Annotated in this window: 24 protein-coding genes; 17 read left to right on the top strand and 7 right to left on the bottom strand. The window is 60.5% G+C overall.

The features are described 5' to 3' along the window. Positions 1 to 158: 158 nt before the first annotated feature. The 5 genes from IB252_RS13595 (at position 159) to IB252_RS13575 (ending at position 4,056) form a co-directional block, all read left to right on the top strand. Positions 159 to 731, top strand: a complete 573-nt coding sequence (locus IB252_RS13595; protein WP_111448457.1) for a YqgE/AlgH family protein — start codon at positions 159 to 161, stop codon at positions 729 to 731. Next, the gene (gene ruvX, locus IB252_RS13590; RefSeq protein ID WP_005792259.1) at positions 731 to 1,168 is read left to right on the top strand and encodes a Holliday junction resolvase RuvX; all 438 of its coding nucleotides are present in this window, start codon (positions 731 to 733) and stop codon (positions 1,166 to 1,168) included. The genes IB252_RS13595 and ruvX overlap by 1 nt, the downstream gene beginning before the upstream one ends. A gap of 84 nt (positions 1,169 to 1,252) precedes the next feature. Beyond that, complete coding sequence (pyrR, locus tag IB252_RS13585; protein WP_008152613.1) at positions 1,253 to 1,756, top strand: bifunctional pyr operon transcriptional regulator/uracil phosphoribosyltransferase PyrR; 504 nt, start codon at positions 1,253 to 1,255, stop codon at positions 1,754 to 1,756. 27 nt (positions 1,757 to 1,783) lie between these two features. Continuing rightward, positions 1,784 to 2,788 (top strand): aspartate carbamoyltransferase catalytic subunit, encoded by a 1,005-nt coding sequence (locus IB252_RS13580; protein WP_007897943.1) that lies wholly within the window; start codon positions 1,784 to 1,786, stop codon positions 2,786 to 2,788. After that, a complete protein-coding gene (locus IB252_RS13575) occupies positions 2,785 to 4,056 on the top strand; it encodes a dihydroorotase (RefSeq protein ID WP_008152614.1) in 1,272 nt (423 codons plus the stop codon). The genes IB252_RS13580 and IB252_RS13575 overlap by 4 nt, the downstream gene beginning before the upstream one ends. Positions 4,057 to 4,173: 117 nt before the next feature. Here IB252_RS13575 and IB252_RS13570 read toward each other — a convergent pair whose 3' ends face one another. Then, entirely contained in the window at positions 4,174 to 4,605 is a 432-nt protein-coding gene (locus tag IB252_RS13570; protein ID WP_111448456.1) for an NINE protein, read from the bottom strand. Positions 4,606 to 4,855: 250 nt separating this feature from the next. Between IB252_RS13570 and IB252_RS13565 the strand changes: the two genes are divergently transcribed. Beyond that, entirely contained in the window at positions 4,856 to 5,473 is a 618-nt protein-coding gene (locus IB252_RS13565; RefSeq protein WP_111448455.1) for a C40 family peptidase, read from the top strand. Positions 5,474 to 5,584: 111 nt separating this feature from the next. Here IB252_RS13565 and IB252_RS13560 read toward each other — a convergent pair whose 3' ends face one another. Next, positions 5,585 to 6,619, bottom strand: a complete 1,035-nt coding sequence (locus tag IB252_RS13560; protein ID WP_111448454.1) for a type IV pilus twitching motility protein PilT — start codon at positions 6,617 to 6,619, stop codon at positions 5,585 to 5,587. A 195-nt stretch (positions 6,620 to 6,814) separates the two neighbouring features. Here IB252_RS13560 and IB252_RS13555 point away from each other — a divergent pair, with 195 nt between their 5' ends. From IB252_RS13555 to IB252_RS13510, 10 genes are all read left to right on the top strand, one after another. Beyond that, complete coding sequence (locus IB252_RS13555; protein WP_192409137.1) at positions 6,815 to 7,501, top strand: YggS family pyridoxal phosphate-dependent enzyme; 687 nt, start codon at positions 6,815 to 6,817, stop codon at positions 7,499 to 7,501. Between the two features lie 33 nt (positions 7,502 to 7,534). After that, positions 7,535 to 8,353 carry a pyrroline-5-carboxylate reductase gene (gene proC / locus IB252_RS13550; RefSeq protein ID WP_192409135.1) on the top strand — a complete coding sequence of 273 codons (819 nt, stop codon included), beginning with the start codon at positions 7,535 to 7,537 and terminating at the stop codon, positions 8,351 to 8,353. Positions 8,354 to 8,363: 10 nt separating this feature from the next. Further along, the gene (locus tag IB252_RS13545; protein WP_046045226.1) at positions 8,364 to 8,954 is read left to right on the top strand and encodes a YggT family protein; all 591 of its coding nucleotides are present in this window, start codon (positions 8,364 to 8,366) and stop codon (positions 8,952 to 8,954) included. A 4-nt stretch (positions 8,955 to 8,958) separates the two neighbouring features. Next, a complete protein-coding gene (locus IB252_RS13540) occupies positions 8,959 to 9,249 on the top strand; it encodes a DUF167 domain-containing protein (protein ID WP_192409133.1) in 291 nt (96 codons plus the stop codon). Positions 9,250 to 9,436: 187 nt separating this feature from the next. After that, positions 9,437 to 10,576 carry a homoserine O-succinyltransferase MetX gene (metX, locus tag IB252_RS13535; protein ID WP_192409131.1) on the top strand — a complete coding sequence of 380 codons (1,140 nt, stop codon included), beginning with the start codon at positions 9,437 to 9,439 and terminating at the stop codon, positions 10,574 to 10,576. Positions 10,577 to 10,583: 7 nt separating this feature from the next. Continuing rightward, the gene (gene metW / locus IB252_RS13530; protein ID WP_008152632.1) at positions 10,584 to 11,204 is read left to right on the top strand and encodes a methionine biosynthesis protein MetW; all 621 of its coding nucleotides are present in this window, start codon (positions 10,584 to 10,586) and stop codon (positions 11,202 to 11,204) included. A 26-nt stretch (positions 11,205 to 11,230) separates the two neighbouring features. After that, positions 11,231 to 11,665 (top strand): DUF4426 domain-containing protein, encoded by a 435-nt coding sequence (locus IB252_RS13525; protein ID WP_192409129.1) that lies wholly within the window; start codon positions 11,231 to 11,233, stop codon positions 11,663 to 11,665. Further along, positions 11,662 to 12,258 (top strand): RdgB/HAM1 family non-canonical purine NTP pyrophosphatase, encoded by a 597-nt coding sequence (gene rdgB / locus IB252_RS13520; protein WP_008152637.1) that lies wholly within the window; start codon positions 11,662 to 11,664, stop codon positions 12,256 to 12,258. The genes IB252_RS13525 and rdgB overlap by 4 nt, the downstream gene beginning before the upstream one ends. Next, positions 12,255 to 13,460, top strand: a complete 1,206-nt coding sequence (gene hemW / locus IB252_RS13515; RefSeq protein ID WP_223529890.1) for a radical SAM family heme chaperone HemW — start codon at positions 12,255 to 12,257, stop codon at positions 13,458 to 13,460. Before rdgB ends, hemW begins: the two co-directional genes overlap by 4 nt. Before the next feature lie 22 nt (positions 13,461 to 13,482). Next, positions 13,483 to 13,806 carry a DUF3392 domain-containing protein gene (locus IB252_RS13510; protein ID WP_008152641.1) on the top strand — a complete coding sequence of 108 codons (324 nt, stop codon included), beginning with the start codon at positions 13,483 to 13,485 and terminating at the stop codon, positions 13,804 to 13,806. Between the two features lie 140 nt (positions 13,807 to 13,946). Here IB252_RS13510 and IB252_RS13505 read toward each other — a convergent pair whose 3' ends face one another. The 5 genes from IB252_RS13505 to IB252_RS13485 form a co-directional block, all read right to left on the bottom strand. Continuing rightward, the gene (locus IB252_RS13505; protein WP_192409127.1) at positions 13,947 to 14,738 is read right to left on the bottom strand and encodes a hypothetical protein; all 792 of its coding nucleotides are present in this window, start codon (positions 14,736 to 14,738) and stop codon (positions 13,947 to 13,949) included. Positions 14,739 to 14,922: 184 nt separating this feature from the next. After that, positions 14,923 to 15,648 carry a tRNA (guanosine(46)-N7)-methyltransferase TrmB gene (gene trmB / locus IB252_RS13500; RefSeq protein WP_192409125.1) on the bottom strand — a complete coding sequence of 242 codons (726 nt, stop codon included), beginning with the start codon at positions 15,646 to 15,648 and terminating at the stop codon, positions 14,923 to 14,925. Between the two features lie 9 nt (positions 15,649 to 15,657). After that, positions 15,658 to 16,452, bottom strand: a complete 795-nt coding sequence (locus IB252_RS13495; protein WP_008068101.1) for a thiazole synthase — start codon at positions 16,450 to 16,452, stop codon at positions 15,658 to 15,660. Between the two features lie 60 nt (positions 16,453 to 16,512). Further along, positions 16,513 to 16,713, bottom strand: a complete 201-nt coding sequence (gene thiS / locus IB252_RS13490) for a sulfur carrier protein ThiS (RefSeq protein WP_008026157.1) — start codon at positions 16,711 to 16,713, stop codon at positions 16,513 to 16,515. A gap of 90 nt (positions 16,714 to 16,803) precedes the next feature. Then, on the bottom strand, positions 16,804 to 17,175 hold the full coding sequence (locus IB252_RS13485; protein WP_192409123.1) for a DUF423 domain-containing protein: 372 nt from the start codon (positions 17,173 to 17,175) through the stop codon (positions 16,804 to 16,806). A gap of 74 nt (positions 17,176 to 17,249) precedes the next feature. Between IB252_RS13485 and mtgA the strand changes: the two genes are divergently transcribed. Further along, positions 17,250 to 17,972: a monofunctional biosynthetic peptidoglycan transglycosylase gene (gene mtgA, locus IB252_RS13480; RefSeq protein ID WP_192409122.1), complete on the top strand. Its 723-nt coding sequence runs from the start codon at positions 17,250 to 17,252 to the stop codon at positions 17,970 to 17,972. Positions 17,973 to 18,044: the final 72 nt, after the last annotated feature.

Here is an 18,044-nt window from a genome sequence, read left to right as displayed (position 1 = left end):
CAGTCATAACGGGGTTGCAAGCTTGGGGTCGCTTCGCAACCCAACGGGGATAAATCCCCTCGCCACAAAGGCTCGCTCCCACATTTGGTCTGTGCCGACTGCCAAATTGCGCCATCCTCGGCTTGTCAGTTTGCGCCACCAACGCCACACTAGCGCTCATGAAGAACGTCAGCCCCAGCTACCTCAAGCATCAGTTCCTGATCGCCATGCCTCACATGGCCGACCCGAACTTTGCGCACACCTTGACCTACATCGTCGAGCACACGGCCAATGGTGCCATGGGCCTGGTGGTCAATCGTCCGCAAGACCTCAACCTGGCCGATATCCTCGAGCAACTGCGCCCCGACATCGAACCGCCGGTGCTCTGCCAGCATGTGCCGATCTTCATCGGCGGCCCGGTGCAGACCGATCGCGGTTTTGTCCTGCACCCCTCGGGGCAGAGTTATCAGGCCACCGTCGAGCTCGATGAGAAACTGGCCCTGTCCACCTCCCAGGACGTGCTGTTCGCCATCGCCGACGGCGTCGGCCCGGCGAAAAGCCTGATCGCCCTCGGCTACGCTGGTTGGGAAGCCGGGCAGCTGGAAGCCGAACTGGCCCAGAACGCCTGGCTGACCTGCCCGTTCGATGCCGAAATTTTGTTCAACACCAGCAGCGAACTGCGCCTGGAAGCAGCGGCCAAGCACCTGGGCGTCAATCTCAGCCTGCTGACCAGCCAGGCGGGACACGCCTGATGGCCCTGCGCCTGATTTTGGGTTTCGACTACGGCACCAAACAGATCGGCGTTGCGGTCGGCCAGGTGATTACCGGCCAGGCCCGCGAGCTGTGCACCCTGAAGGCACAAAACGGTATTCCTGACTGGAATCAGGTCGAAGCCCTGATTAAAGAGTGGAAGCCCGATGCGGTGGTGGTTGGCCTGCCCTTGAACATGGACGGCACGCCAAGCGACATGTGCCTGCGCGCCGAGAAATTCGCCCGCCGTCTCAACGGCCGCTACAACCTGCCCTTCTATACCCACGATGAACGCCTGACCACCTTCGAAGCCAAGGGTGAACGGCGTGATCGTGGCGGACAAAAGGGCAGCTACCGCGACAACCCGGTGGACGCCATCGCCGCGGCCCTGCTGCTGCAAGGCTGGCTCGACGAAAACACCGCATTGTTCGAATCCTGAAGAGCCGCAACACGCGTCTCTACTTAGCGACAACCCGAGCCACCTCTCCAGCAGAACCCGGCTCGGGCCCAAGAAGGAGCAACCATGAGCCTGCCCAATCCCGCCGAACTGATCAGCCAGATGGCGACCCGTCTCAAGGCGCACCTGGAACACCGTGGCATCAGCGAGCCGCGCTACATCGGTATTCGTACCGGTGGTGTCTGGGTCGCCCAGGCGTTGCTCGATGAACTGGGCAGCGATTCGCCCCTCGGCACCCTGGACGTCTCCTTCTACCGCGACGACTTCAGCCAGAACGGCCTGCACCCACAAGTGCGCCCGTCTGCCCTGCCGTTCGAGATCGAAGGCCAACACCTGGTGCTGATCGATGACGTGCTGATGAGCGGCCGGACCATCCGCGCCGCCCTCAATGAGCTGTTCGACTACGGCCGCCCGGCCAGCGTGACATTGGTGTGCCTGCTGGACCTGGACGCCGGCGAGCTGCCGATCCGCCCGAACGTGGTCGGCGCGACCCTGTCGCTGGCCGCCCATGAACGGGTGAAACTTTCCGGCCCGGAACTCAAGCTCGAACTGCAAGACCTCGCCCTTTAATTCGCCCTATTGAGAGTCCCCCTCGCGATGACGCCTCTAGAAACCAAGCGCCCGCTGCAGCTCAATGATCAGGGCCAGCTGCGCCACTTCCTCTCGCTCGACGGTTTGCGCCGCGAGCTGCTGACGGAAATCCTCGACACTGCCGACTCGTTCCTCGAAGTCGGCGCCCGGGCGGTGAAGAAAGTCCCGCTGCTGCGTGGCAAGACCGTGTGCAACGTGTTCTTCGAGAACTCCACCCGCACCCGCACCACCTTCGAACTGGCGGCTCAGCGACTGTCGGCGGACGTGATCACCCTGAACGTGTCCACGTCGTCGGCGAGCAAGGGCGAAACCCTGCTCGACACCCTGCGCAACCTGGAAGCCATGGCCGCCGACATGTTCGTCGTGCGCCACGGTGATTCCGGCGCGGCACACTTCATCGCCGAACACGTGTGCCCACAAGTGGCGATCATCAACGGCGGCGACGGCCGTCACGCCCACCCGACCCAGGGCATGCTCGACATGCTCACCATCCGTCGGCACAAGGGCGGTTTCGAAAATCTCTCGGTGGCTATCGTCGGCGACATCCTGCACTCGCGGGTGGCGCGCTCGAACATGCTGGCGCTGAAAACCCTCGGTTGCCCGGACATCCGCGTGATCGCGCCGAAAACCCTGCTGCCGATCGGCATCGAGCAATACGGCGTGAAGGTTTACACCGACATGACCGAAGGCCTGAAAGACGTCGACGTGGTGATCATGCTGCGCCTGCAGCGTGAACGCATGACTGGCGGCCTGCTGCCGAGCGAAGGTGAGTTCTACCGCCTGTTCGGCCTGACCACCGCGCGTCTGGCCGGAGCCAAACCGGATTGCATCGTCATGCACCCGGGGCCGATCAACCGTGGGGTTGAAATTGAGTCGGCGGTGGCCGACGGCCCGCACTCGGTGATCCTCAACCAGGTCACCTACGGCATCGCAATTCGTATGGCCGTGCTGTCCATGGCCATGAGCGGGCAAACAGCCCAGCGCCAATTCGAGCAGGAGAACGCCCAGTGAAGCTCAGCATTCTCGGCGCACGCGTCATCGATCCGGCCAGCGGCCTGGATCAAGTTACCGATATCCATATTGAAGCCTGCAAGATCATTGCCCTTGGCGCTGCGCCCGCCGGTTTTGTCGCCGTCGATACCCTCGACGCCAAAGGCCTGGTCGCCGCCCCTGGGCTGGTTGACCTGAACGTCGCCCTGCGCGAGCCGGGCTACAGCCGTAAAGGCTCAATCGTCAGCGAAACCCGCGCCGCCGCGGCCGGTGGCGTCACCAGCCTGTGCTGCCCGCCGAAAACCAAACCGGTGCTGGACACCTCGGCCGTGGCCGAACTGATCCTCGACCGCGCCCGGGAGGCCGGCAACACCAAGGTGTTCCCGATCGGCGCCCTGAGCAAAGGCCTGGACGGCGAACAGTTGGCCGAGCTGGTCGCCTTGCGCGATGCCGGTTGCGTGGCCTTCGGCAACGGCCTGGACAGCTTCCGCAACACCCGCACGCTGTGCCGGGCGCTGGAATACGCCGCAACATTCGACCTGACGGTGATTTTCAACTCTCAGGACCATGACTTGGCCGAAGGAGGCCTGGCCCACGAAGGCCCGACCGCCAGCTTCCTCGGTTTGCCGGGCATTCCCGAAACCGCTGAAACCGTGGCGCTGGCCCGGGACCTGCTGCTGGTCGAGCAAAGTGGCGTGCGCGCGCACTTCAGCCAGCTCACCAGCGCCCGTGGCGTGGCCTTGATCGCTCAGGCCCAGGCTCGCGGCCTGCCGGTGACGGCCGATGTCGCCCTGTATCAGCTGATCCTGACCGACGAAGCGTTGATCGACTTCAGCAGCCTCTATCACGTCCAGCCGCCGCTGCGCACCCGCGCCGACCGCGATGGCCTGCGTGAAGCGGTGAAATCCGGTGTCGTCTCGGCGATCTCCAGTCATCACCAACCCCACGAGCGGGACGCCAAACTGGCGCCGTTCGGGGCCACCGAGCCGGGCATCAGCAGCGTTGAACTGCTGCTGCCGTTGGCGATGACGCTGGTGGAGGATGGTTTGCTGGACCTGCCAACGCTGCTGGCGCGCTTGAGCACCGGACCTGCCGAGGCATTGCGCCTGCCGGCGGGCAAACTGGCGGTAGGTGGACCAGCGGACATCGTGCTGTTCGACCCGGCGGCGTCGACCGTGGCCGGCGAAACCTGGCTGTCCAAAGGCGAAAACTGCCCGTTCATTGGCCACAGCCTGCCGGGCGTGGTGCGTTACACCTTGGTGGATGGACGCATCAGCCACCAGGCGTAAGCGCGACCTGATCGTTCCCACGCTCCGCGTGGGAATGCAGCCCGGGACGCTCTGCGTCCCAAGAGCGGACGCGGAGCGTCCATTGAGGCATTCCCACGCAGAGCGTGGGAACGATCATCACTGGAAAGCGCCTCGGTTCTGCGCATTGCGAATCGACACCTGGTCATTCAGCGTCCAGAAGTCATACAGCACCCCCAAAAAGAACAACCCGCCCGTCACCAGGTACAGCAATCCGCTGATCCACTTCCCCTGATACATGCGGTGTACGCCGAATACCCCAAGAAACGTCAGCAGAATCCACGCAACGTTGTACTCAATGGGCCCGGCGGTAAAACGCAGGTCCGCTTCACGATCCATGGCCGGGATCAGAAACACGTCAATCAGCCAACCGATACCCAACAAACCGAGGGTTAGGAACCAAATCGTCCCCGTTACCGGCTTGCCGTAATAGAAGCGGTGAGCGCCGGTAAAACCGAAAATCCACAGCAGGTAACCGATGACCTTGCTGTGCGTGTCTTGATGCGAAACGGGTTGTTGATAGGTGTTCATGAAGGACCTCGATTCACACGATAGATAAATATTCTTTAAATCTTTGTGACTTTTTTACAGGTGGCCGACGTATGGCAAATGCTACCTTGTGTCCCGTCAAACCCTTGTAACACAAGCGTTGTGTCCGACAATCGCGTCTATTTTCCGCTTATTTGGTTCCGTTGACCCCAAGGTTGAATCGACCAACGGCCGCGGAAGGGCCAAAAAAGCTGTTATAAAGTTGCGCGCTAACTTATATGAGCCTTGCCTAATGCGTCCATTTTTCAAGACATGGCTAACCATTTGCCTTTTGATGCCACTGGCCGCCCACGCCACCAATCGTGAGCAACGTCTTCCTAACGTTAATGGTTACACCCCAAAATCCCATATTTCTGCTCCTTCGAGCAAAAACAAACAGACCGTAAAACGCGCTCCTCAACTGAGCAGCAACAGTGGCCTTGTTCCGCCGATGGCGACCAAGGAAAGCAGCAACGTGCTGAGCCGCGCCGTAAACGTCCTCGGTACGCCTTACCGTTGGGGCGGCAGCAGCCCAAGTAAAGGGTTCGACTGCAGTGGCCTGGTGAAATACGCGTTCAATGACGCCACGTTCGACCTGCCGCGCACTTCCAACGCCATGGCCAGCGGCCATGGGGAGAAAGTCGATCGCAAGGATCTGAAGCCTGGCGACCTGATTTTCTTCAACATCAAGAGCCGCCAGGTCAATCACGTCGCCATCTACCTGGGCAACGACCGCTTCATCCACGCACCACGTCGTGGCAAGTCGGTAACCATCGACACGCTGAAGAAACCCTATTGGGAAAGCCACTACGTGGTTGCCAAGCGTGTTATGCCAAAAGAGAAGAACACCCTGCAGGTTGTTCAGCGCTGATTTGTGGCGAGGGGACTTGTCCCCGTTGGGTTGCGAAGCGACCCCAAAATCGGGACTGCTGCGCAGTCCAACGGGGACAAGTCCCCTCGCCACAGGTCCGCTCTCAATCCCTCAAAAACCATCCGGCGTGCGCGCCTTCTCCCGCGCATGCTCGCGGCTGATCAAGCCCTTGCTCACCAGCTCCTTCAAGCACATATCCAGCGTCTGCATCCCCAGGTTGCCCCCGGTCTGAATCGACGAGTACATCTGCGCCACCTTGTCTTCGCGGATCAGGTTACGGATCGCTGACGTGCCGAGCATGATTTCGTGGGCCGCGATCCGCCCGCCGCCGATTTTCTTGACCAACGACTGCGACACCACCGCCAGTAACGACTCGGACAGCATCGAACGAACCATCGATTTCTCGTCCCCCGGAAACACGTCCACCACCCGGTCGATGGTTTTCGCCGCCGATGTCGTGTGCAGCGTGCCAAACACCAGATGACCGGTTTCGGCGGCGGTTAACGCCAGGCGAATGGTCTCGAGATCCCGCATCTCCCCCACCAGAATCACGTCCGGGTCCTCCCGCAGGGCCGAGCGCAGGGCCGTGGCGAAACTGCGCGTATCGCGATGGACTTCACGCTGATTGATCAAACATTTGCGCGACTCGTGGACGAACTCGATCGGGTCTTCGATGGTGAGGATGTGTTGATGACGATGGCTGTTCAGGTGATCGATCATCGCCGCCAGGGTGGTGGATTTGCCGGAACCGGTCGGGCCGGTCACCAGCACCAGCCCCCGCGGCGCTTCGGTAATCTTGCGAAACACCTCCCCCATACCGAGGTCGTCCATGCTCAGGACCTTGGATGGAATGGTCCGGAATACCGCGCCAGCACCGCGATTGTGGTTGAACGCGTTAACCCGAAAACGCGCCACGCCGGGCACCTCAAAGGAGAAGTCGGTCTCCAGGTGCTTCTCGAAGTCCACCCGCTGCGTGTCGTTCATGATGTCGTAGATCAGCGCCTGCACCTGTTTGTGGTCCAGGGCTGGCAGGTTGATGCGCCTCACATCGCCGTCGACCCGAATCATCGGGGGCAGGCCGGCAGACAGATGCAAGTCGGATGCGCCCTGTTTCGCGCTGAAAGCCAGCAGCTCAGTGATATCCATAGCGTTCCTCAATTCCAGTAGAATGCCGCGAACCTTCAGCCGCCGGCGCCTAATCCTCGCCTGATAAAGTCGCCGAGCGATGATCAGGCAAGGCAAAAGTCGGCGAAGAAGCGGAGTTGACGTCAGTCAATGAGCATTCTGAGTCGACTTTTAACGCCGCATGATCGAGTGTAGGCACTTTTCAGGCAGGATTTGATGTCCACGATAGCAGACAACATCGCTCAGGTTAGTTCACGCATCCACGCTGCCGCCGTTGCCGCAAAGCGCGACGCAGACAGCGTCCAGCTGCTGGCCGTGAGCAAGACCAAGCCCGCCGAGGCCCTGCGCGAAGCGTATGCCGCCGGCCTGCGCGACTTTGGCGAGAACTACCTGCAGGAAGCCTTGAGCAAACAGCTCGAATTGGCCGACCTGCCCTTGATCTGGCACTTCATCGGCCCCATTCAATCGAACAAGACTCGCGCTATCGCCGAGCACTTCGCCTGGGTGCATTCCGTGGATCGTTTGAAAATCGCACAACGTCTGTCCGAACAACGTCCTGCCGAGTTGCCCCCACTGAACATCTGCATCCAGGTCAACGTCAGCGGTGAAGCCAGCAAGTCCGGCTGCACCCCGGCCGACCTGCCGGCCTTAGCCAATGCCATCAGCGAACTGCCGCGCATCAAGCTGCGCGGGTTGATGGCAATCCCCGAGCCGACTGAAGATCGCGCCGCCCAGGATGCCGCTTTTGCTGCCGTGCAGCACCTGCAAGCCAGCCTGAACCTGCCGCTCGACACACTTTCCATGGGCATGAGCCACGACCTTGAGTCCGCCATCGCCCAAGGCGCCACGTGGGTCCGTATTGGTACGGCCCTGTTTGGCGCCCGCGACTACGGCCAGCCATAACGTGGCTGACATACCTCTCTATAAGGACCTGACATGAGCAAGACTCGTATTGCCTTTATCGGTGCCGGCAACATGGCGGCCAGCCTGATCGGCGGCCTGCGCGCCAAAGGTCTGGACGCCGCGCAGATCCGCGCCAGCGATCCGGGCGCTGAAACCCGCGCTCGCGTGAACGCTGAACACGGTATCGAGGTGTTCGCCGACAACGCCGACGCCATCCAGGGCGCCGAAGTCATCGTACTGGCGGTCAAACCCCAAGCGATGAAAGCCGTCTGCGAAGCGCTTCGCCCAAGCCTCAAGCCCAATCAACTGGTGGTCTCGATTGCAGCCGGCATCACCTGCGCCAGCATGAACAACTGGCTCGGCGCCCAACCGATCGTGCGTTGCATGCCCAACACTCCGGCGCTGCTGCGTCAGGGGGTGAGTGGTTTGTTCGCCACGGCGCAAGTGAGCACCGAGCAACGCAAACAGGCGCAAGAACTGCTGTCCGCCGTTGGCATTGCACTGTGGCTGGATGAAGAGCAGCAACTGGACGCGGTCACCGCCGTTTCCGGCTCGGGCCCTGCGTACTTCTTCCTGCTGATCGAAGCCATGACCGCCGCCGGCGTGAAGCTCGGCCTGCCAGCAGACATTGCTGCACAACTGACCCTGCAAACCGCTTTGGGCGCTGCTCATATGGCGGTGGCCAGTGACGTCGACGCTGCGGAACTGCGTCGCCGCGTGACGTCGCCTGCGGGCACGACGGAAGCGGCGATCAAGTCGTTCCAGGCCGGCGGCTTCGAAGCCCTGGTAGAAAAAGCACTTGGCGCCGCTGCGCACCGCTCGGCCGAGATGGCCGAACAATTGGGTCAATAAGGAGCCTTACATGATTGGATTGAACACTGCAGCGGTCTACGTGCTGCAAACCCTGGGCAGCCTGTACCTGCTGATCGTGCTGCTGCGCTTCGTACTGCAACTGGTACGCGCAAACTTCTACAACCCGCTCTGCCAGTTCGCCGTGAAAGCCACTCAGCCGCTGCTCAAGCCATTGCGTCGGATCATCCCGAGCATGTTCGGCCTGGACATGTCCTCGCTGGTGCTGGCGATCCTCGTGCAACTGGCGTTGATGGCCCTGACCCTGCTGCTGACGTACGGCACCATCGGTAACCCGCTGCAATTGCTGATTTGGTCGCTGATCGGCGTGACTGCGCTGTTCCTGAAGATTTTCTTCTTTGCCCTGATCATCAGCGTGATCCTGTCCTGGGTCGCACCGGGCAGCCATAACCCTGGCGCCGAACTGGTGAACCAGATTTGCGAGCCGGCCCTGGCGCCGTTCCGCAAGATCCTGCCGAACCTCGGCGGCCTGGATATCTCGCCGATCCTGGCGTTCATGGTGCTCAAGCTGATCGACATGCTGGTGATCAACAACCTCGCCGCCATGACGATGATGCCGGAAATCCTGCGTCTGCTGATCTGACCCGGTGAGCTACTTTCGCTGGGACGGTGACGACCTGATTCTGGAGTGTCACCTGCAACCGGCGGCCCGCAGCGATGATTTCTGCGGGCTGCATGGGGATCGATTGAAGATCCGCCTGACGGCGCCGCCGGTTGAAGGCAAGGCCAATGCGTATTTGATGGCGTTTCTGGCCAAGGCGTTTGGGGTGTCCAAGAGTCAGGTGAGCTTGATAAGCGGCGAGTTGAACCGGCAGAAGCGAGTGCGGATTTGCTCGCCGAAGAAGTTGCCGGATTTGCCGGATCTCACCTTTCCCTGATCGTTCCCACGCTCCGCGTGGGAATGCAGCCCGGGACGCTCCGCGTCCCAGCCGAAGCGGACGCAGAGCGTCCAGTGAGGCATTCCCACGCAGAGCGTGGGAACGATCGGTAGCGGTGGGGAAGTTAGCTTGCTGCTAAAGGCAGCGGTCTTTAGACTTACGCCTCATTTCAACGAGAGCAGGGTCGATGCCAGCTGCCTTTCCCCCCGATTCTGTTGGTCTGGTGACGCCGCAAGTGGCGCACTTCAGCGAACCCCTGGCCTTGGCCTGCGGCCGTTCGCTCCCAGCTTATGACCTGATCTACGAAACCTACGGCACGCTGAATGCCGCGGCGAGCAACGCCGTGCTGATCTGCCACGCCTTGTCCGGTCATCATCACGCTGCCGGCTTCCACAGCACCGACGACCGCAAACCCGGTTGGTGGGACAGCTGCATCGGCCCCGGCAAGCCGATTGATACCAACAAGTTCTTCGTGGTCAGCCTGAACAACCTCGGCGGTTGCAACGGCTCTACCGGCCCGAGCAGCGTCAATCCGGAAACCGGCAAGCCGTTCGGCGCTGACTTCCCGGTACTGACCGTGGAAGACTGGGTTCATAGCCAGGCGCGCCTGGCTGACCTGCTGGGCATCGGCCAATGGGCCGCCGTGATCGGCGGCAGTCTCGGTGGCATGCAGGCGATGCAATGGAGCATCACCTACCCCGATCGCATTCGCCACTGCCTGGCCATCGCCTCGGCCCCCAAGCTGTCGGCGCAGAACATCGCCTTCAACGAAGTGGCGCGCCAGGCGATCCTCACCGACCCCGAGTTCCACGGTGGTTCGTTCCAGGAAGCAGGCGTGATCCCCAAGCGTGGCTTGATGCTGGCGCGGATGGTCGGGCACATCACGTACCTGTCCGATGACTCGATGGGTGAGAAATTCGGTCGGGGCCTGAAGAGCGAAAAGCTCAACTACGACTTCCACAGCGTCGAATTCCAGGTCGAAAGCTACCTGCGTTATCAGGGCGAAGAGTTCTCCGGGCGTTTCGACGCCAACACGTACCTGCTGATGACCAAGGCGCTGGATTACTTCGATCCGGCGGCGAACTTCGACGATGACCTGGCGAAAACCTTCGCCAACGCCCAGGCCAAGTTCTGCGTGATGTCTTTCACCACCGACTGGCGCTTCTCCCCTGCCCGCTCGCGGGAGCTGGTGGACGCGCTGATGGCGGCCAAGAAAGACGTCTGCTACCTCGAGATCGACGCTCCGCAAGGCCACGACGCCTTCCTGATTCCGATCCCGCGCTACTTGCAGGCATTCAGCAATTACATGAACCGCATTACGTTGTGAGAAAGCCATGAGAGCTGATCTGGAAATCATCCAGGAATGGATCCCCGCCGGCAGCCGCGTACTCGACCTCGGTTGCGGCGATGGCGAATTGCTGACCTGGCTGCGCGACAACAAGCAAGTCACCGGCTATGGCCTGGAAAACGACCCGGACAACATCGCCGAGTGCGTGGCCAAGGGCATCAACGTGATTGAGCAGGACCTGGACAAGGGCCTGGGCAACTTTGCCAGCAACAGCTTCGACGTCGTGGTCATGACCCAGGCGCTGCAAGCCGTGCACTACCCGGACAAGATCCTCGACGAAATGCTGCGCGTCGGTCGCCAGTGCATCATCACCTTCCCCAACTTCGGTCACTGGCGTTGCCGCTGGTACCTGGCGAGCAAGGGCCGGATGCCGGTGTCCGATTTTCTGCCGTACACCTGGTACAACACGCCGAACATCCACTTTTGCACCTTCGAAGACTTTGAAGCGTTGTGTCGCGAACGTGAAGCCAGGGTCATTGATCGGCTTGCCGTGGATCAACAACACCGTCACGGGTGGGCCAGTAAGCTATGGCCTAATCTATTAGGTGAAATTGGTATTTACCGCGTCAGCAGCCCCGGGCTGCAAGACCACAAGGTCGCGGTCTGAATCGCGACACTTCGAGGAGAACGAACATGGGTCGTCTAGCGCTGTTTGTACTTACTGCCTGCCTGAGCGTCACCGCCATGGCCGCCGACGTCATCAAAGGCGAGCGCAAGGAAACCTTTGGCGATGTAACGGTGCACTACAACACCTTCAACTCCACCTTCCTGACACCGGACATCGCCAAAGCAGCCGGGCTGACACGCAGCAAGAACCAGGGTGTGATCAACGTCTCCGTGCTCAAGGATGGCAAACCACTGACCGCTGAAGTCAGCGGATCGGTGAAAGACCTGACCAGCCAGACCCTACCGTTGAAGTTCAAACAGATCACCGAACAAGGCGCGATCTACTACATCGCCCAGTTCCCGGTCGATCAGCAGGAAGTCCGGACCTTCGACATCAAGGTGCAGAACGGCGATAAAATCAACACCATCAATTTCAACCAAGAGCTCTTTCCCGGCGAATGATCAACTTCACGCAACTCGTACTGGCCAGCCACAACGCCGGCAAACTCAAGGAACTTCAGGCCATGCTCGGCGAATCGGTGCAACTGCGCTCGATCGGCGAGTTCAGCAGCGTCGAGCCTGAAGAAACCGGCCTGTCGTTCGTCGAGAACGCCATCCTCAAGGCCCGCAATGCCGCGCGCATCTCCGGCCTGCCTGCACTGGCGGACGATTCGGGGTTGGCAGTGGATTTCCTCGGCGGTGCGCCGGGGATCTACTCGGCTCGTTACGCTGATGGCCAGGGCGATGCGGCGAACAACGCCAAACTGCTCGACGTGTTGAAAGACGTGCCGCAAGCCGAACGCGGTGCACAGTTCGTCTGCGTGCTGGCGCTGGTGCGTCACGCTGACGATCCGCTGCCGATTATCTGCGAAGGCTTGTGGCACGGACGCATCCTGCCAGCGGCCAGCGGCGAACACGGTTTTGGTTACGATCCGCTGTTCTGGGTGCCGGAACGCGACTGCTCCAGCGCCGAGTTGAGCCCGAGCGACAAGAACCTCATCAGCCACCGCGCCCGTGCAATGGATCTGCTGCGCCAGCGTCTGGGCCTGAAATGATCCATGACTCATCCGCGTCGCCGCTGATCTTCGGCGGTGCCGCCCAATCGCCTCGGGCCGCCCTCCCCGTGCTGCCGCCCCTGGCGTTGTACATCCACATCCCGTGGTGTGTGCGCAAATGCCCTTATTGCGACTTCAACTCCCACACTGCCAGCCCGGTGCTGCCGGAAGAAGAGTATGTGGACGCGTTGCTCGCCGACCTCGATCAAGACCTGCATGCGGTCTATGGTCGTGAGCTGAGTTCGATCTTCTTTGGGGGCGGCACGCCGAGCCTGTTCAGCGCTGAAGCCTTGGGCCGTTTGCTCAAAGGCGTGGAACAGCGCATCCCCTTCGCCAGCGACATCGAAATCACCCTGGAAGCCAACCCCGGGACGTTCGAACAAGAGAAGTTCGTCGCCTACCGAGCGCTGGGCATCAATCGCCTGTCGATCGGCATCCAGAGTTTTCAGGAAGAGAAACTCAAGGCCCTGGGGCGGATTCACAACGGTGACGAAGCGGTGCGTGCCGCCGGCATGGCCCGTCAGGCCGGGTTCGACAACTTCAATATGGACCTGATGCACGGTTTGCCCGATCAGTCCCTGGACGACGCCCTGAGCGACCTGCGCCAGGCCATCGCCCTGAAGCCGACGCATTTGTCCTGGTATCAACTGACCCTGGAGCCGAACACGGTGTTCTGGAACCAGCCGCCAACGCTGCCGGAAGACGACACGCTGTGGGACATTCAGGAAGCCGGCCAGGCATTACTGGCCGAGCACGGTTACGCGCAATACGAAGTCTCGGCGTATGCCCAGCCTGGCCGTCCCGCGCGACATAACCTCAATTACTGGAGTTTCGGCGACTTCATCGGCATCGGTGCCGGGGCTCACGGCAAGCTCAGCCACCCAGACGGGCGCATCGTCCGCACCTGGAAGACCCGCTTGCCGAAGGACTACCTCAACCCGGCCAAAAGCTTCAAGGCTGGGGAGAAAGCCCTGACCAATGAAGAAATGCCGTTCGAATTCCTGATGAACGCCTTGCGCCTGACCGAGGGCGTGGAATCGCGACTGTATCCGGAACGCACCGGAATGAGCCTGGAAAGCCTCGCCGAAGGCCGCCAGGTCGCCGAACAAAGTGGCTTGTTGCAGGTCGAACCGTCACGTCTGGCGGCCACCGAGCGCGGACAACTCTTCCTCAATGACTTGCTGCAGACATTTCTGAGCTGATTTCAGCCTTAAGGGAAAACGAATGGATTTGATACTCGACCTGCTCGCCACCGCGTCCCGCTGGAGCCGTAGCAACCTGTCTGAAATCGCTCTGGCACTGGTGGGCTGTCTGTTGGTGTTGTTTGGCGCCGATATCAAAGGCTGGGTCGACGCACGTCTGGGCAGCATTGCCGGCGCCTTGCGCGTCCCGCTGATGGCCCTGCTGTGCATGATCGGCAGCGGCGTCGCGCTTATTTACGCCACGCCATGGATCATCAAAGGCCTGAGCCAGTTCAACAACTACAGCCTGGCACCGGTGTTGTTGGTGGTGCTGGTGCTCATCGGTGTCGTCGCAGACCGCCGCTGATTCCCAGGCACAAAACAAAAACTGTAGGAGCTGAGCTTGCTCGCGATGAGGCCATAACATTCAACATCAATGTTGAATGAACATCCGCTTTCGCGAGCAGGTCGCACCGTCACTCCCACAGTTTGTATTGCGAATGCCCGTTATTGCTTTTCAGCGATCTTGACTGCATTGCGCATCATGGCGCTCAGTCCATGGAAATCATTGCAGCCCAGCGCTTCAGCTTCATCCAGATCAGCAATATTTTGACTGTCATGCCGGTCATTCCTGTTTACACGCGTCAGCGCCAAAATGTAGTTGGCCTCGGCCCGATATTGATCTTCTGTCAGGACCAGCGCGACGGCGCGGGCCCGCATGGCCGCCAACGCGCCCTGCTGCGGTAACGGTGCCCCTTCGTCGAAGAAGCACAGGGAATGCTTGGCCGGTAACGGATAGGCGTCACCATGGACATTGGGCTTTTTCAGCAACTGTTCCAGCGACTGCAAGTACTTCAGGTGATCCGCGTTGTGCAGATCAAACCTTTCGTATGCCTTATCGCACAAGTGGTAATAGCCAACCGCAGCCGCAAGCAAGCCTTGATCCATGGCTTTTTGGTAAAGACCACAGGTCTCTTTGCGCGACCGCTCAGAGAACATCGGATTGTCCTGCAGGTTAGCCAGAAAGTACGTGGCAAGTGTATGTCCGCCATCGGACGCTCGCTTCAGATTGTCTACGAGTGCCTCAAGATCACCTTCCGCATTGCGCAGCTGCTCTGGGCTGTACTTGATTTCAGGCTCCCCGGCAGCCTCCAGCCTGATCCTTTCATCGGCTTCACGCTGGATTTTCGCGGCCACTCTCTGGGCGATTGCAAAGTATTCATCGGGAGTTACAACGCGCTCGCAAGCCGCAGAAAACAGCAGACTTAAAAACAGCGTGCAGGCGAAGATGACTTTCAAACTTGTCTTCCTTTACAAGTGGGGACGTAGAGCTTTCGGCGGCCAAGCATCATTCTTGAATCCGGCACAAAACAAATGTGGGAGCGGGCTTGCTCGCGAAAGCGGTGTGTCATTCAACTTTAATGTCGACTGACACGATGCCTTCGCGAGCAAGCCCGCTCCCACAGTTTGTATTGCGTAGGGCTTAAGACTGTTTTTCGAACTTCAGGTCCCACACGCCATGCCCAAGACGTTCGCCGCGGCGTTCGAACTTGGTGATCGGGCGCTCGGTCGGGCGCGGGACGCATTTACCGTCTTCGGCCAGGTTGCGATAACCCGGCGCAACGTTCATCACTTCCAGCATGTACTCGGCGTACGGTTCCCAGTCGGTGGCCATGTGCAGCACACCGCCGACCTTCAACTTGCTGCGCACCAGTTCAGCGAACGACGCCTGAACGATACGACGCTTGTGGTGACGGCTCTTGTGCCATGGGTCCGGGAAAAACAGCATCAGGCGATCGAGGCTGTTGTCGGCCACACAGCGGTTGAGCACTTCGATCGCGTCGCAATCGTAGACCCGCAGGTTGGTCAGGCCCTGAGTAAGCACGCCATTGAGCAGCGCGCCGACACCCGGACGGTGCACTTCCACGCCGATGAAATCCTGCTCCGGCGAGGCCGCGGCCATTTCCAGCAGCGAATGGCCCATGCCGAAACCGATTTCCAGCGAGCGCGGCGCCGAGCGACCAAACACTTGGTCGAAGTCCACCGGCGCGTCGGCCAGAGGCAGCACGAACAGCGGGGTGCCCTGTTCCAGACCGCGTTGCTGGCCTTCGGTCATGCGACCGGCGCGCATCACGAAACTCTTGATGCGGCGGTGTTGGCGCTCGTCGCCTTCTTCCGTCTGGCTAGGCGTGTCGTTTGATTCAGTCATCAATGGCTCTTACTTGATCAGACCATCCAGCGGCGAAGAGGCGCTGGCATAGAGTTTTTTCGGCATGCGGCCGGCGAGGTAGGCCAAGCGACCTGCAACGATGGCGTGTTTCATGGCTTCAGCCATCATGATCGGCTGCTGGGCATGGGCGATGGCCGAGTTCATCAGCACCGCTTCGCAACCCAGTTCCATGGCAATGGTGGCGTCGGAAGCAGTACCGACACCGGCGTCGACCAGCACAGGAATCTTGGCTTCTTCGAGGATGATCTGCAGGTTGTACGGGTTGCAGATCCCCAGGCCTGTACCGATCAGACCGGCCAGTGGCATCACCGCGATAACGCCGATTTCCGCCAATTGACGGGCGATGATCGGGTCATCGCTGGTGTAAACCATCACGTCGAAGCCTTCCTTGACCAGCACTTCGGCGGCCTTGAGGGTTTCGATCACGTTGGGAAACAGGGTTTTCTGGTCCGCCAGCACTTCCAGCTTCACCAGATTGTGACCACCGAGCAGCTCACGGGCCAGACGGCAGGTGCGCACAGCCTCGGTAGCGTCGAAGCAACCGGCGGTGTTAGGCAGGAAGGTGTAGCGATCCGGCGACAGGACTTCGAGCAGGTTCGGTTCGCCCGGGTTCTGGCCGAGGTTGGTCCGGCGCACGGCGAAGGTGACGATCTCGGCACCCGAGGCTTCGATGGCCAGGCGGGTTTCTTCCATGTCGCGGTACTTGCCGGTGCCTACCAGCAAACGCGACTGGTAAGTACGACCGGCCAGGACGAAGGGCTTGTCGCTACGAACGATGCTCATGGGAAATCCTCTGTAGGGGTGAGGTTCTTGCAGAATTCTGTGCCCTTGCGGGCCGGACGACTAGCCGCCGCCGATGGCGTGTACGACTTCGACGCTGTCGCCGTCGTTCAGCGTGGTGTCGGCGTGCTGGCTGCGCGGGACGATATCCAGATTGAGCTCGACCGCCACCCGGCGTCCGGTCAGTTCCAGACGGGTCAGCAGGGCCGCAACGGTTTCACCGTCGGGCAGTTCAAGGGATTCGCCGTTCAACTGAATGCGCATGCCGAATGCCGCCATCATTTTTAGGGGCTGGCATTCTAGCCCGATCAGTCTTGGCGACCCAAGCCATTCGTCATGAAATGGACCACCCGGTCAGCTCAACCGCCAGGCGGCAATCCCCAGGCACAACCAGCCGACCAGAAATGCCAGCCCGCCGAAGGGGGTGATGATCCCGAGCTTGCTCACGCCGGTCATGGTCAACAGGTACAGACTGCCGGAAAACAGCAGGATGCCGACGACGAACGATGCACCCGCCCATGTGATCAGGCGACCGGGAATCTGCGTGGCCAGCAGTGCAACGCCCAGCAACGCCAAGGTGTGCACCAACTGATAGGTCACGCCGGTGTGGAAAATCGCCAGGTACTCGGGTGTCAGGCGGCTTTTCAAGCCGTGGGCGGCGAACGCGCCAAGGGCAACGCCGGTGAAGCCGAAAAAAGCGGCCAGCATCAGAAAGCCACGCAGCATGAAGAACTCCAGTCAGACTCGATCCACAGGGTCTGTATAATGGCCCGCTCAACGGGTTCGGCCAAGCCATCTCTATGCTGCGTTTATTTTTGCGACGATTCACGAAGGCACTGCTCTGGTTCGCGGGTGGCAGCGTATTGCTGGTGCTGATCTTTCGCGTGGTACCGCCACCGGGAACCACGTTGATGGTCGAGCGCAAGGTCGAATCCTGGTTCGACGGCGAGCCCATCGACCTGCAACGCACCTGGAAACCCTGGGATGAAATCTCCGATGAACTGAAAGTCGCGGTGATTGCCGGCGAAGATCAGAAATTCCCGGAACATTGGGGCTTTGACTTTGGCGCGATCCAGGCCGCACTGACCCACAACGAACTCGGCGGAACGATTCGCGGCGCCAGCACCCTGAGCCAGCAGGTCTCGAAGAATCTGTTTCTGTGGTCCGGCCGCAGCTGGCTGCGCAAAGGCCTGGAAGCCTGGTTTACCGGGCTGATCGAAGTGTTCTGGCCCAAGCAGCGAATTCTTGAGGTGTACCTCAACAGTGTCGAGTGGGATGACGGTGTGTTTGGCGCTGAAGCAGCAGCCAGGCATCACTTTGGCGTCGGCGCTCGTTCGCTGTCTCGCCAGCAGGCCAGCTTGCTGGCTGCGGTGCTGCCTAACCCGCGAGTGTGGAGTGCCAGTCATCCGACTAACTACGTCGCACGGCGAGCGGGATGGATTCGACAGCAGATGAGTCAGCTCGGTGGCGACAGCTATCTGGTAGGGATCAATGATTCACGCCGCGCGCCTTGGTCCCAATAACACTGCAAATCCCCTGTGGGAGCGAGCCTGCTCGCGATAGCTATTGATCATTCAATATTTATAGCGACTGAC

This window comes from Pseudomonas sp. PDM10 (assembly GCF_014852295.1).
GTDB lineage: Bacteria > Pseudomonadota > Gammaproteobacteria > Pseudomonadales > Pseudomonadaceae > Aquipseudomonas.
The sequence above is the reverse complement of the archived record's forward strand: the minus strand, read 5'-3'. Positions and strand labels throughout refer to the sequence as shown.